Origin of the sequence: Streptococcus infantis, from assembly GCF_047464615.1 — a bacterium.
Taxonomy (GTDB): domain Bacteria; phylum Bacillota; class Bacilli; order Lactobacillales; family Streptococcaceae; genus Streptococcus; species Streptococcus infantis_Y.
The window spans coordinates 20,111-34,125 of sequence record NZ_JASHBO010000017.1; the positions used below are offsets into that span (position 1 = coordinate 20,111).

General features: G+C 41.0%; 9 protein-coding genes and 1 pseudogene. 2 read left to right on the forward strand and 8 right to left on the reverse strand.

The window, feature by feature from the left end:
- Positions 1 to 66 precede the first annotated feature (66 nt).
- The 8 genes from pbp1b to QM450_RS09405 form a co-directional block, all read right to left on the reverse strand.
- On the reverse strand, positions 67 to 2,544 hold the full coding sequence (gene pbp1b, locus QM450_RS09370; protein ID WP_414320410.1) for a penicillin-binding protein PBP1B: 2,478 nt from the start codon (positions 2,542 to 2,544) through the stop codon (positions 67 to 69).
- A 158-nt stretch (positions 2,545 to 2,702) separates the two neighbouring features.
- Positions 2,703 to 3,602: a UTP--glucose-1-phosphate uridylyltransferase GalU gene (gene galU / locus QM450_RS09375; protein WP_414320411.1), complete on the reverse strand. Its 900-nt coding sequence runs from the start codon at positions 3,600 to 3,602 to the stop codon at positions 2,703 to 2,705.
- 21 nt (positions 3,603 to 3,623) lie between these two features.
- A complete protein-coding gene (locus tag QM450_RS09380; protein ID WP_414320412.1) occupies positions 3,624 to 4,640 on the reverse strand; it encodes an NAD(P)H-dependent glycerol-3-phosphate dehydrogenase in 1,017 nt (338 codons plus the stop codon).
- Positions 4,641 to 4,830: 190 nt separating this feature from the next.
- Entirely contained in the window at positions 4,831 to 6,489 is a 1,659-nt protein-coding gene (locus QM450_RS09385) for an ABC transporter permease (RefSeq protein WP_414320413.1), read from the reverse strand.
- Positions 6,479 to 7,570 (reverse strand): ABC transporter ATP-binding protein, encoded by a 1,092-nt coding sequence (locus tag QM450_RS09390; RefSeq protein ID WP_414320414.1) that lies wholly within the window; start codon positions 7,568 to 7,570, stop codon positions 6,479 to 6,481. The genes QM450_RS09385 and QM450_RS09390 overlap by 11 nt, the downstream gene beginning before the upstream one ends.
- A 12-nt stretch (positions 7,571 to 7,582) precedes the next feature.
- Positions 7,583 to 8,629 (reverse strand): ABC transporter substrate-binding protein, encoded by a 1,047-nt coding sequence (locus QM450_RS09395; protein ID WP_301392152.1) that lies wholly within the window; start codon positions 8,627 to 8,629, stop codon positions 7,583 to 7,585.
- A 113-nt stretch (positions 8,630 to 8,742) separates the two neighbouring features.
- Positions 8,743 to 9,513, reverse strand: coding sequence for a response regulator transcription factor (locus tag QM450_RS09400; RefSeq protein ID WP_414320415.1), 771 nt, complete (start codon positions 9,511 to 9,513; stop codon positions 8,743 to 8,745).
- Entirely contained in the window at positions 9,506 to 11,155 is a 1,650-nt protein-coding gene (locus tag QM450_RS09405; protein WP_414320416.1) for a sensor histidine kinase, read from the reverse strand. The genes QM450_RS09400 and QM450_RS09405 overlap by 8 nt, the downstream gene beginning before the upstream one ends.
- Before the next feature lie 149 nt (positions 11,156 to 11,304).
- Here QM450_RS09405 and leuS point away from each other — a divergent pair, with 149 nt between their 5' ends.
- Together leuS and QM450_RS09415 are read left to right on the forward strand one after the other, a co-directional pair.
- Positions 11,305 to 13,806: a leucine--tRNA ligase gene (gene leuS / locus QM450_RS09410; RefSeq protein WP_414320417.1), complete on the forward strand. Its 2,502-nt coding sequence runs from the start codon at positions 11,305 to 11,307 to the stop codon at positions 13,804 to 13,806.
- A 124-nt stretch (positions 13,807 to 13,930) separates the two neighbouring features.
- Positions 13,931 to 14,015, forward strand: a pseudogene (locus QM450_RS09415) (IS5/IS1182 family transposase); the annotation flags it as partial.

Here is a 14,015-nt window from a genome sequence, read left to right on the forward strand (position 1 = left end):
GAGAGTGGAGAAAAATCATTTCTTTCAGAAATTTTCTTTCCCACTCTCAATGATTGTGCTGTTTAGTTAGCGCCGTTGATTGCTGCTTCTGTTCTCGTTACTATTAGAAGTATTATTACGATTATTATTGTTATTACTGTTACTGCTATTGCTATTGTTTGATGAGGAAGAGGATGCTTTAGGCAGACTTCCTAAAATGGTGTTCCAAGCATTTTGGTAGTCTGCATCGCTTCCACCAATAGCGAATCTATAAGTAGTAGTCGGAGCACCAGCTTGGTTAGCCCAGTAACTTGTCACCATTTCACCAGTCACATTAATTTCTTTCCCGTTGATAGTAACCTTACCTGGTTTTTGACCAGTTGATTTGAGGACTTGAGATGAAGTGACACTTGAATCAAGGTTGAATCGTTCTGTCCCCCAAACAGAAGGGGCTGCTTGTTGAATGGCATTTACCAGATGAGCCATATATTTTGCATTGCGGTAGTGTCCTGCACCTTTACCAAGTGGTCGGTTATCATCGTGACCAAGCCAACCACCAAGGGTTAATCTTGGAGTTGAAAGCATGAGCCACATATCGCCATCTTCATTGGTCGTACCAGTTTTACCAATCCAGTCAGCACCTGCCAAACTTGGATTGATTGCAGCAAGATCGCTCTGGAAGCTTGAAGTCACTTGGGAAGAAATAACATCTCTTAGTAAGCTCTGCATAATGGTTGCAGTTGCTTTAGAGTAGACTTGTACAGGTTCGTCTTTGTGCTCATAGATAACCTCGCCGCTGGTCTTCTCGATTTTTGAAATCATGTATTTCTTATGGTAAACACCATTGTTAGCCAAGGTTTGGTAGCCATTTGTATGTTGGGCTACAGTGACATCGATTCCTCCCCCCATAGGAAGACTTTCGATGCCGTATTCTGGGATCTCGTAGCCCATTTTTTCCATGTAGGAACGGACATCAACTCCTTTTTGAAGAAGTAACTGATAGGTCCAGTAGGCTGGGATATTCCAAGAGTAATTCAGAGCTTCTTTCAGACTCATCATGGCAGTACCAGAACTATTGACATACATAATAGGATTTCCGTTAGAGAAGTTAGTTGGATAGTTAGATAAGACGCTTGCACTTCCCATCAGACCTTGGTCAATCGCAATACTGTAGGCTAGGATAGGTTTAGTAGTTGAAGCAGGAGACCGTTTAGTGTTAAAGGCGTGGTTGTTTTGATTACTTTGGTAATCACGACCACCGACAAATCCTAAAATGGCGCCTGTTTGGTTATCCATCAAGACATTTCCGACTTCTGGTTGACCAGTATTATCATCGACAAGGTAGCCATAGTTTGCGACAGCATCTTGCATGGCAGAATGGATAGCTTTATCAATTGTAGTTGTGATACGGTAACCACCATTTTGAATCTCTTTTTCAGCCAATTCATGATAAGATTTTTGGATAGATTCGTTCTTTAGTTCTTGTGCAGAGACGTTATCTTTTTTGATTAGATAATCATACATGAGGTTCGTCGCTTCATCGAGGGCAGTGAAGTAGAGGAAGCCTTTAGAGGTAACGCTAGCATTTTCTGCTGGCAAGAAGTCTTTCTTAATATCGTACGCTTTATAGGTTTCGTAATCTTCTTGGCTAAGGACTCCAGTTCTGTACATATTGTAGAGAACATCTTTTGAGCGCTTGATTCCAAGTTCAATATCTTCTTCGCTCTTCATCTCACCAGTAGACTCATAAGGTGAGTAGGAAATAGGGCTTTGTGGTAAACCTGCTAGGAAAGCCGCTTGAGGGATGGTCAGTTTGCTTGAATCCACACCAAAAATTCCTTTGGCAGCCTGTTGAGCACCTGCGATATTTTGACCTTTATTGTTACGACCAAATGGAGCGACGTTGAGATAGGTGGTCAAGATTTCGTCCTTACTCATTGCTCTCTCTAAGGCTAGGGCATCCACGATTTCAGTTGCTTTACGAGAAAGCGTAGGAGCATCACCGACTACTTGTTGTTTGATGAGCTGTTGTGTTAGGGTAGAACCACCACTCGAAGAACCAAGGCCGATAAAGTTTCCTAGACTGGCACGAATGACAGCTTTAGGAACGACACCATTGTGCTCTGCAAAGTGTTCATCCTCGGTTGCAACGATAGCTTGCTTGAGATTATCTGAAATGGCATCTGATGACACAGATGTGCGAAGTAGATCGCTTTCAATAGCGCTAATCATGGAACCATCTGCATAGCGAATTTCAGAGATGGATGAAATATTATTGACCTGCTTGATCAAATCCTCCGTTTGAGGGACACTAACTTGATCAAAGAGAGAAACAGCATACCCCAAAACAACCCCAGTCCCGAGGAGACCGCCAATAAAAGCTAGGATAAAAAGAGTGTTAAAAGTTGCTTTTATTCTAAGTAAAATCTTGGCAAAAATAGTCCAAATGGTCAGCTTTGTTTTGACTTTCTTATTTTTATCTGGACTTTTTTTGGAAGTTATTAATTTTAAAGACCGAAGTAAGGCCAGTCCTTTTTGTTTTATTCTTGTTACATGTTTGTTCATAGAATTCCTCACTCTTTATTATTATTATTATTATACCATAAAAGCAATTATTGCAAGAAATTAGGCTTAGAACAGGGCTTTGGATAGGGATTGGGTCTTGAGATTTAGACATTGAAAAAAGCCAGATTTAAACTAAATCTGACTTTTTGACAAATTGTTTATTTGTCTCCTGAAAGTTCTTTTCCAAGATCAATCAAGTAGTCCTTCAAGTGGTCTTTGACTTGTGGATGTTTGAGAGCGTATTCGATGGAAGTCTTCATAAATCCAAACTTGTCTCCAACATCATAACGAGCACCCTTGAATTCACGAGCAAATACTCGTTGGGTTTTGTTGAGGGTATCGATAGCATCTGTTAGCTGGATTTCATTTCCTGCTCCTGGTGTTTGATTTTCAAGAATACCGAAAATCTCTGGTGTGAGGAGGTAACGGCCAATAATGGCTAGATCACTTGGTGCGTCTTCAGGTGCTGGCTTTTCAACGAAGGTTTCAACACTGTAAAGACCGTCATTTCCTTCTCCTTGAGGAGAGATAACACCGTATGAAGAAACTTCTTCGTGTGGGACAGGCATGACAGCGATAGTAGAAGCATGAGTTTTCTCATAATCATTCATGAGCTGCTTAGTCAATGGTACAGCTTTGTCATCAGTGATATCCATGAGATCATCTCCAAGCATGACCACAAAGGGTTCGTTTCCAACGAAAGCCTTGGCTTGTAAGACGGCATCTCCGAGCCCGCGTGGGTGTGTTTGACGGATGAAGTGAAGACGCATACCAGTTGTTTCGTCAACTAGTTTCAAAAGGTCGGTTTTTCCTTTTTCCTTGAGGTTGTATTCTAACTCGAAGTTTGAGTCGAAATGGTCTTCGATAGAACGTTTTGACTTTCCTGTTACCACAAGAATGTCCTCAATTCCAGACTTAAGAGCTTCTTCAACGATGAACTGGATGGTTGGTTTATCCACGATTGGCAACATTTCTTTGGCCAAAGCTTTGGTAGCAGGTAGGAAACGAGTTCCAAGTCCTGCAGCAGGGATAACGGCTTTTCTAACTTTTTGCTTCATGAGCTTCCTTTCTAACGGTGACTAAGACCACTCGTTCTCTGCCTTGAACTCATTGCTCATGAGTTCAGAAACGGCATCCTTAATATTAACATTTTCATAAATAACTTGGTAGATGGCTTGAGTAATAGGCATATAAACTCCGAGTTCTTGCGCCAATTCGTAAGCAGCTTTGGTTGTTGAAATACCTTCAATGACCATTCCCATATTTGCTTCGATATCTGCCAAGGCTTCACCACGCCCAAGAGCATCTCCTGCACGCCAGTTACGTGAGTGGACAGAAGTTCCGGTAACGATTAAATCTCCAACCCCAGAAAGTCCACTGTAAGTTAATGGATTTGCTCCAAGTTTAACCCCCAGACGGGTAATTTCTGCCAGCCCGCGCGTGATAATAGCAGCTTTTGCATTATCACCAAATCCAAGTCCATGGAGGGCACCTGCCCCAACAGCGATGATATTTTTAAGAGCACCAGCTGTTTCCACTCCGATAACATCCGTATTGGTATAAAGGCGGAAGTAGTGGTTGCTAAAGAGTTTTTGAACATATTGAGCAGTTTGTAAATCTTTAGAAGCAGCCGTAATCAAGGTAATATCACGTACAATCGTTTCTTCCGCATGGCTAGGACCAGATACAACCACAACTTCACTACGCAATTCTTCAGGGATTTCTTCTTCTAGGATAGTTGAAAGACGTTTGTGGCTATTGGGCTCGAGGCCTTTTGAAGCATGCATGACAACCACTTTATGATCCAAAACAGCAGCCACTTGTTGAGCTACCAATCTGGTCACCTTGGTTGGCACCACAAACAAGACAGCATCAACCCCCTTCAAGGCTTCTGCCAAATCATGATAGGCAACAATTTTTTCGTCTAATACAGTATCCTTAAAATAGCGTTTGTTAGTATGTTGTGTATTAATTTCATCAATTTGATCAGGAATATTTCCCCAGATACGTACTTGGTGTCCGTTGTCATTTAAAACTTGTGACAAGGCAGTACCCCAAGAACCAGGCCCTAAAACAGCGATGGTTTGTTTGTCCATATTTTCCTCCTTCTGAGAAAGCACTTTCCTATATTCTACCATAAAAAGCACTATCTTGCATCTATATAACTAGCTAAGATATGTCCTATTGATAGGAATCTGTATTTATCGAAGGTGATGATTCGAGAAAATCAAAAGTAGAGATATAAAAAAACAGCCAGGGGGAATTGGCTGTTTTAGTAGGAAAAAACTAGAGCGTAATGCTGTTATTTTTAGAAATTTTCATAAATAGTAACAAGGAAGTAACTGTTAAGATAGTGAGAATAGTAGACAAGGCTGCTGCCACACCATAATTCCCACGAAGTACTTCAGTGTAGATAGCTACGGTCATTGTTCTAGTTTTAACATTATATAAGAGAATCGAAGTTGAAAGTTCTGAAATCATTGTTACCCATGAAAGGATTGCCCCTGATATGATCCCTGAAAGCATCATTGGGGTTGTGATTTTAGTAAAGGTGTTGAGACGGCTACTTCCCAAGCTTTCTGCTGCTTCTTCGATGCTAGGAGCAATTTGTTGCAAACTAGCAACTGAAGAACGAATGGTATAAGGAAGTCTTCTGACAGATAAGGACATAATCAAGATGAAGGCTGTTCCAGTAATCATCAGGAAACCACTTCCGAAGAGGCCTGTATTGAATGAAGAGATAAAGGCAATACCGAGTACAGTTCCTGGTACGATATAAGGTACCATACTAAGACTATCGATTAAGTTGGTAAATAGGTTGCGTTTGCGAACTGCAAGATAGGATATGAAGGTCGCAAAGACAACAACGAGAACCAAGGCAAGGAGAGGGATACGAATGGTATTAAAAATAGCAGATCCCATACGACTAAAGGCAGTCTTATAGCTGTTTAGTGAATATCCTTTGACGAAAACCATACCAGATGTTTTCAGGAAGGAAGTATAGATCAAGTAAACTTGAGGCAAAACAGAGAATAAGATAATGCCATAAACTGTCACATAAATAGCAGCCATCTTCCCTTTTGTCGTTTTCTTAGGTTCAATTGGATGAAGCGAGTTCATACTGAAACTGTAGCGATTTGAAACGTACTTTTGGATGAGGAAGATAACTAGGGCGATTGTAATCGCCATAATTGCTAAGGCTGATGCAAAGGCAGAGTTGCCTCCTACCTCACTGATAAACTGTGTATAGATCAAGACTGGGAAGGTACGATATCCCTCACCAATCAACATCGGAGTACCAAAGTCCGAGAAGGCTCTCATAAAGACGAGGAGTGCAGCTGCTAGTAAGGTTGGAACCAAGAGAGGTAAAACGACTGTTACAATTCGTTTTAGACCGAAAGATCCCATGCTTTCAGCAGCTTCCAAGAGGGAGTTGTCAATACTCTTCATAGTCCCAGCTACGTAAAGAAAGACGAGAGGGAAGAGTTGAAGTGTAAAGACAAGCACAATACCTTTGAAACCGTAGATGTCAAGACCTGGCAAGTGAAGTGTGTTGGTTAGAAACTTTGTGATAACCCCGTTTCTTCCTAGCAATAGAATCCAAGAATAGGCACCTACAAAGGGAGCTGACATGGATGCAATGATGATTAAAATCTGTAAAAATTTCTTTCCCTTGAAGTCATACATTGAAAAGAGATAAGCTAGCAAGGTACCAACAAGGACAGAAGTGACTGTTGCAGTTACAGAAACCTTGAAACTGTTGATAAGGGTTTCAGAATAGTACGATTTGCTAAAGAAAGTAACAAAATTAGCTAGTGAGAATTGTCCTTCATGTATGAGTGCTTGCTTGAGCACGGTAACGATAGGATAAACGAGAAAGACAAGATAGGTAAGAAAGATGAAGAAAGAGGAGGCTGTCCAAATATTTAGTTTTTTACGTTCCATGGTTGACTCCTTTTATCAGGTTTTGTGAACCATCTGCAGAAAAGACGTTTAGTTTTTGAGTATTGATACGCAAACGAACGCGATCTCCTTTTTTCAAATCTTCTTCAAATGTAGATTCTTCACTTACCTGAAGTTTTGAAGCAAATCCTGTCTCAATGAAGTATTCGGTATTAAGTCCAAGATAGACACTGTCAGTAATTGTTCCATCGATTGATCCGTTTTCGTCACGGATAAATTCTTCGGGACGAATGCTGACATGAATAGCTTGTTCTTCCACCTGGTCTAGTGCTGGCATACGAAGAGAATAACCATCTTCAAAGACGATGTAAGCTCCGTCAGCTTGCTTTTCCAAACGAGCAGGGATTATATTTGTTCTACCAATAAAGGTTGCGACAAATTCATTTGCTGGTTTGTGGTAAAGTTCTTTTGGACGTCCGATTTGTTGAATGACACCGTCTTTCATAACAGCAATTTGGTCAGAAATAGCCATAGCTTCTTCCTGGTCATGGGTTACGTAGACAGTGGTAATTCCAACTTCGTGTTGGATTTCTCGAATAGCCTGACGCATATCTAAGCGAAGTTTGGCATCTAGGTTACTGAGGGGTTCGTCCATGAGGAGAACGCTAGGATTAACAGCCAAGGCACGTGCTAGGGCAACCCGTTGTTGCTGACCACCACTAAGTTTATCTGGTTTACGATCAGCATACTGGGCAATCTGCATCAACTCAAGGTATTTATTTGTTTGTTCGATGAGTTCATCTTTTGGAACTTTCTTTTGCTTGAGCCCGAATGCAACGTTATCACGCACCGTCAAATGTGGGAAAATTGCATAGTTTTGGAAAACCATCCCAATGTTTCGCTTGCTAGGTTCCATGTTGTTGATTTTAGTATCGTCGAAGTAGAATTCTCCTCCTTCAATGCTATTGAAACCTGCAATCATACGAAGTAAGGTTGTTTTCCCACATCCTGAAGGCCCAAGGAGAGTGAAAAGGCTCCCCTTAGGAATGGTAACGTTTAGATTTTCGATAACAGCTACATCGTGGTAAATTTTCTTGGCATTGATAATCTTGATCTCACTCATAGTTAACCTCTTTTACTGTTTAGATTGGATATCTGTGAAGACTTCATTGTATTTCTTCACGATATCTGATTTGTTTTTGATGACATAATCATAGTCTTCAGTTAGTGTTTTAATTTGTTCGATTGGTTTCATGTTTTCGCTAGTTTTAGCATTTTTACGAACTGGTCGGTTAGTAGTTGTTGTACCAAGCGTGTCTTGGACTTCTTGAGAAATGATGAAGTCGATAAATTTCTTAGCGTTTTCCATGTTCTTAGCGTTTTTAATAATAGCAGCGCTAGCAGGCAGGAAGACAGTACCTTCTTTTGGATAAACAACCTTGATGTTAGCTCCGTCGTTTAGAAGTTTCACTGCGGGGTCTTCGTAAGAAAGACCAACAGCCATTTCTCCATCTGCTACGGCCTTGTAAACGCCAGATGAACTTGAGCCGATTTTACCGTCAATCAAAGTAAAGAGATCTTTGACATAAGTCCAAGCCTTGTCGTCTGTATAGCCGCCCTCAGCTTGTAACATGTTTGTTAGTTGAGCAAAGGCGCTAGAAGAGTTGGCTGGGTCTGCAGTTGCGATTTTTCCTTTGAGTTCTGGTTTTATGAGGTCGCTATAACCTTCAATATTCATCCCCTTAGTCAAGTCAGGGTTGACGATCAAAACACTACCATCCAATGTATAAGGAGTTGAGTAGCCAGTTGTATTTTGATATTCTTTGATTACATTATCGTTTTCCGTTGATACGTAATTTTCAAAAAGTTCCCCGTGGGTAGCATATTGGGTATAGGAACCACCAAAGATGATATCTGCCACAGGGGCTTCTTTTTCAGATTCTAGTTTTTTAAAGAGTTCACCTGTTCCTGCTTGAATGAGTTCAACCTTGATACCATACTTTTCTTCAAAAGCAGGAATAGTTGCTCCAATCAATCCTTCTGAGTTTGGGGAGTAGACTACTAGAGTATCGCTTCCTCCATTTTCAGTTGCTTTTTCTCCTGAAGCGTCATCAGAAGAGCAGGCAGCAAGCCCCAAAATAGCAAGTCCACACGCAGCATAATACATCCATTTCTTTTTCATGATGGATACCTCCATAGTTTTGTTACCTCCATTGTAAAACAATGAAAGCGCTTTTAAAACCTAAAATTCTATCCTAATGGGGTAAAATTCTCTACAAAAAAGAAGAACAGTGTCTAAACTATTCTTCCAATGGATTTTAACTCTTTAGGAGAGATATGAAAGTATTTCTTAAAAACTTTACCAAAATATTTATAGTCTGAGAAGCCGACTTCTTCAGCGATTTGACTAAGAGGATAGTCAGGCTGTTGGATCATTTTTTCAACTGCTTGTTTTAAACGATATTGCAAGATATACTCGTTCAAGGTGATAGGGAAATCTTCTTTGATAACCTTGTAGAGATAACTTTCGCTATAGCCTAGATTCTCTGCAATGGTAGAAATGGTAAAGTGCAGGTAGTAGTGTTGGTGGACAAATTCGAGAATTTGTTGAATCAATTGGTTTTGAGGATTGATTTTTTGAAGCGACGTAACAAAGGCTTGGTAGTCATGTAAAAATGGATTGGTTTGGTGTTGATCCATCTTGAGGCGCAAAGTTATTTTTTCTAAACACTCTGTTAATTCTACGACATTTATGGGTTTTGGAAGGAAGTCTACTGCTCCGAATTGCATGGCCTTTTTTGCGTTTTGGAAATCATTATAGCCTGAGAGGATCACTTTTTCATAAGAGAGTGAACGAGTCGCTTCAAACATCATAAAAGCATCCATGATGGGCATGGTAATGTCTGTCAGTACGATGTGTGGTTTCTCTTTTTGAATTAACTCCATGCCTTCTTGTCCGTGACTTGCAGTTCCAACGACTTGAATACCTAAGGCTGAGTAGTCTACGGCAATTTCAAGCCATTTTCGGATCAGGTGTTCATCTTCGACAATGATTAGCTTAAACATGCGTTCTTCCTTTCGTGACAAATTTTACCCAGGTTTCCCCTTGCGGGTTCACTCCTAAATCCAATTCGACATTTTCAAAAAAGTTATTCAATCGTTTGTAACTATTGACAATACCGTGCTGTGTATGTGGACTGTCCAAGGATTCTAAGATATGTAGACGTTCTTGTTTGGTTAGACCACCAGCATTATCCTTGACGATAAAGATCAATGCTTCCTGCTCTTGAGTGATTTGGATAGAGATGGCAAGGTCGATACGATACTGCCTTCCGTATTTTAGAGCATTTTCCACAAGGGGTAATAAGAAAAGTTTCGGAACAGTTTGGGAATGTAGATTCTCAGAACAGTCAATCTGATAAGAAAAATGTTCAAAGCGAATCTGATGGATTTTCAGATAAGCTTCGATAATCTCTAGGTCCTGTCCAAGAGTCGTTTCTTTTTCTAGTTCAGTTACACTATATCGCAGGATGCGCGTGAGATTTTGAATAAGTTCTTGAGTAATACTGGCATCAATCATACTCGTGATTTTAATGGTTTCCAAGGTATTGTAGAGGAAGTGAGGATTAAACTGAGCTTCCAGCATCTTTCTTTCAAAGATCCACTTTTCCTTCTCAATGGTCAACATCTTTTGATGGAGCTCATCCAACTCTTGGAGCATATCGGTGATTTTCTCAGCAATCAGTTCAAATTCGTCTCCTGTCTGGAGGATCAGCTTCTTGTCCTTTTTCTTAGGAATTTCCTGCAGTTGATAGACTAGACTTTCAATAGGGCCGGCATTGTGCGTCGCAATTTTATAAGCAATTCGTCTCGCCTGCCAGAAGTATAATAGAAAGATACAGAGTGTTAAGACAGAAGCAAGCCCTAGTAAACTCGGAATGGGAAAGAAAGATTGAAAGGTGTAGATTGAGAAAATCGGTTCAATTTTACGTTTTTCAATCAGAAGTGGATTTTCAACATACCAATGAGTTTTAGACTGGAGTAATTTTTCATCAAATTTTTCCAGAGTTGATTGAGTAAATTGATTGGTATTACTAGAGTAGATGTTTCCAAAAGTATCTGTAATGGCGTATTTTGAATTGATGAGAGGGATACTGGACACAAATTCATTTTCATTTACAAAAGAAATGCTATAAGCCTTAACTCGTTGATTTTGAACGATAGGCATAATGAAGAGTGCGTAATGTTGTTTATCTATTGACAAAGCAACCTTTTCTGTAATGGCTCCTTGAATCGGATTTTGAATTAATAATTTTAAATAATAAGGAGCTAAAATAGTTTCTTGATGGTTGCGATTGGTACTAAAGAGAAGTTCTCCTGTGTCGTCAAGGATGATAAAATCAGAACTGAGTTTCAGTTGAGCTTTTGTTTCATAAAATAGACTAAAGAGTTCTCGGTCAGTGTGTTTACCTTCTAAAAATTCTGGAACCATTTTTTGATTCATGGTCTCCAATAATTGATAGTTCGCTTGTTTCATGTTTCGAACATGTTGGACAATCTGTTGAGTGTCCTTGTTGAGTTGTTGTTTTTGAAGGAAATAGGAAAAACCAAACAGGAGAATGAGGAGTAAAAACGAGGTAGCCCAAGCAGCCAAAGAACTACGGTGAAGAATCTCTTTTTGGAGAGAATGTTTAAAAGAATGTGCCATAAATTACCTCTTACAAAGAGCATACTAAAGTAAGTATAGCAGTATTAAAAATGGAAGGCAAGGTGAAAAGAGAAAAGAGTTGAAAAGAAAGAGACGAATTTCCCCTAAAAATGGTATAATAGGAGCATCACGAAAATTGGAGAGATACCATGAGTTTTTACAATCATAAAGAAATCGAGCCTAAGTGGCAGAAACACTGGGCTGACAATCACACTTTTAAGACAGGAACAGATGTCTCAAAACCTAAGTTTTATGCATTGGACATGTTCCCTTATCCATCTGGAGCAGGTCTTCACGTAGGACACCCAGAAGGCTACACAGCGACAGATATTCTCAGTCGTTTCAAACGTGCCCAAGGCTACAACGTCCTTCACCCAATGGGGTGGGATGCTTTTGGTTTGCCTGCAGAGCAATATGCTATGGATACAGGGAATGACCCAGCGGAATTCACAGCAGAAAACATTGCCAACTTCAAACGCCAAATCAATGCGCTTGGATTCTCTTACGACTGGGATCGTGAAGTCAATACTACAGATCCGAACTACTACAAGTGGACGCAATGGATTTTCACTAAGCTTTATGAAAAAGGTTTGGCCTATGAAGCGGAAGTGCCAGTAAACTGGGTTGAAGAGTTGGGAACAGCCATCGCTAACGAAGAAGTCCTTCCTGACGGAACTTCTGAGCGTGGTGGTTATCCAGTTGTCCGCAAACCAATGCGCCAATGGATGCTTAAAATCACTGCCTATGCGGAGCGCTTGCTCAATGACTTGGATGAGCTTGACTGGCCAGAGTCTATCAAGGACATGCAACGCAACTGGATTGGTAAATCAACTGGTGCCAATGTCACTTTCAAAGTAAAAGGAACAGACAAGGAATTCACCGTCTTTACAACTCGCCCAGATACCCTTTTCGGAGCGACCTTCACTGTTTTGGCTCCTGAGCATGACTTGGTTGACGCTATTACAAGCCCAGAGCAGGCTCAAGCTGTGGCTGACTACAAACACCAAGCTAGCTTGAAATCTGACCTAGCTCGTACAGACCTTGCCAAGGAAAAAACAGGGGTTTGGACTGGTGCTTATGCTATCAACCCTGTCAATGGCAAGGAAATTCCAATCTGGATTGCGGACTACGTTCTTGCTAGCTACGGTACAGGTGCTGTTATGGCTGTACCTGCCCACGACCAACGTGACTGGGAATTTGCCAAACAATTTGACCTACCAATCGTAGAAGTCTTGGAAGGTGGAAACGTTGAAGAGGCTGCTTACACAGAAGATGGCCTTCATGTTAATTCTGACTTCCTAGATGGATTGAATAAAGAAGACGCCATTGCTAAAATTGTGGCTTGGTTGGAAGAAAAAGGCTGTGGTCAAGAAAAAGTGACCTACCGCCTCCGCGACTGGCTCTTTAGCCGTCAACGTTACTGGGGTGAACCAATCCCAATTATTCATTGGGAAGATGGAACTTCAACAGCTATTCCAGAAAGTGAATTGCCACTTATCTTGCCAGTAACCAAGGACATCCGCCCTTCAGGTACTGGAGAAAGTCCACTAGCTAACTTGACAGACTGGCTTGAAGTGACTCGCGAAGATGGAGTCAAAGGCCGTCGCGAGACCAATACTATGCCACAATGGGCAGGTTCGAGCTGGTACTACCTCCGCTATATTGACCCACACAATACTGAGAAATTGGCTGATGAGGACCTTCTCAAACAATGGTTGCCAGTAGATATCTACGTGGGTGGTGCAGAGCATGCCGTGCTCCACTTGCTCTACGCTCGTTTCTGGCATAAATTCCTCTATGACCTCGGTGTTGTACCTACTAAGGAGCCATTCCAAAAACTCTTTAACCAAGGTATGATTTTGGGAACTAGCTACCGTGACCACCGTGGCGCACTTGTGGCGACTGACAAGGTTGAAAAACGTGACGGTTCCTTCTTCCATGTGGAAACAGGGGAAGAGTTGGAGCAAGCACCAGCCAAGATGTCTAAATCCCTCAAGAACGTTGTCAACCCAGACGATGTGGTGGAACAATACGGTGCGGATACCCTTCGTGTCTATGAAATGTTCATGGGACCACTCGATGCTTCGATTGCTTGGTCTGAAGAAGGATTGGAAGGAAGCCGTAAATTCCTTGACCGTGTTTACCGTTTGATTACAAGTAAAGAAATCGTTGCGGAAAACAATGGCGCTCTTGACAAGATTTACAACGAAACCGTTAAATCTGTTACAGAGCAAATCGAGTCTATGAAATTCAACACAGCTATTGCCCAACTCATGGTCTTTGTCAACGCGGCTAACAAGGAAGACAAACTCTATGTGGATTATGCCAAAGGCTTTATCCAATTGATTGCCCCATTTGCGCCTCACTTGGCAGAAGAACTCTGGCAAACAGTCGCAGCAACAGGTGAGTCTATCTCTTACGTAGCTTGGCCAACATGGGATGAAAGCAAATTGGTTGAAGACGAAGTCGAAATCGTCGTTCAAATCAAAGGTAAAGTCCGTGCTAAATTGATGGTTGCGAAGGACCTTTCTCGCGAAGAATTGCAAGAAGTGGCTCTGGCTAACGAAAAAGTTAAGGCAGAGATCGATGGCAAAGAAATTGTGAAAGTGATTAGTGTCCCTAATAAACTCGTAAATATCGTCGTTAAATAACGAGTTTATTAGCCCTATCTGCCACCTTCAATAGTCCACTGGACTATTGAAGCCAACTAAACTCGTTAATATCGTTGTTAAATAATAGACTTCCTGCGAAATAAAAATATGATACAATAAAACTATGAATTATGAATCAAGTAAACTATTAACTGATGCACGCTTTAAGCGCCTTGTTGGTGTTCAGCGCACTACTTTTGAAGAGATGT

Bases quoted from the DNA above. Each gene is read 5' to 3' on its own strand.
- galU (WP_414320411.1), bottom strand. From the start codon at position 3,602: ATGAAGCAAAAAGTTAGAAAAGCCGTTATCCCTGCTGCAGGACTTGGA.
- pbp1b (WP_414320410.1), bottom strand. From the start codon at position 2,544: ATGAACAAACATGTAACAAGAATAAAACAAAAAGGACTGGCCTTACTT.
- QM450_RS09380 (WP_414320412.1), bottom strand. From the start codon at position 4,640: ATGGACAAACAAACCATCGCTGTTTTAGGGCCTGGTTCTTGGGGTACT.
- QM450_RS09400 (WP_414320415.1), bottom strand. From the start codon at position 9,513: ATGTTTAAGCTAATCATTGTCGAAGATGAACACCTGATCCGAAAATGG.
- leuS (WP_414320417.1), top strand. From the start codon at position 11,305: ATGAGTTTTTACAATCATAAAGAAATCGAGCCTAAGTGGCAGAAACAC.
- QM450_RS09395 (WP_301392152.1), bottom strand. From the start codon at position 8,629: ATGAAAAAGAAATGGATGTATTATGCTGCGTGTGGACTTGCTATTTTG.
- QM450_RS09405 (WP_414320416.1), bottom strand. From the start codon at position 11,155: ATGGCACATTCTTTTAAACATTCTCTCCAAAAAGAGATTCTTCACCGT.
- QM450_RS09390 (WP_414320414.1), bottom strand. From the start codon at position 7,570: ATGAGTGAGATCAAGATTATCAATGCCAAGAAAATTTACCACGATGTA.
- QM450_RS09385 (WP_414320413.1), bottom strand. From the start codon at position 6,489: ATGGAACGTAAAAAACTAAATATTTGGACAGCCTCCTCTTTCTTCATC.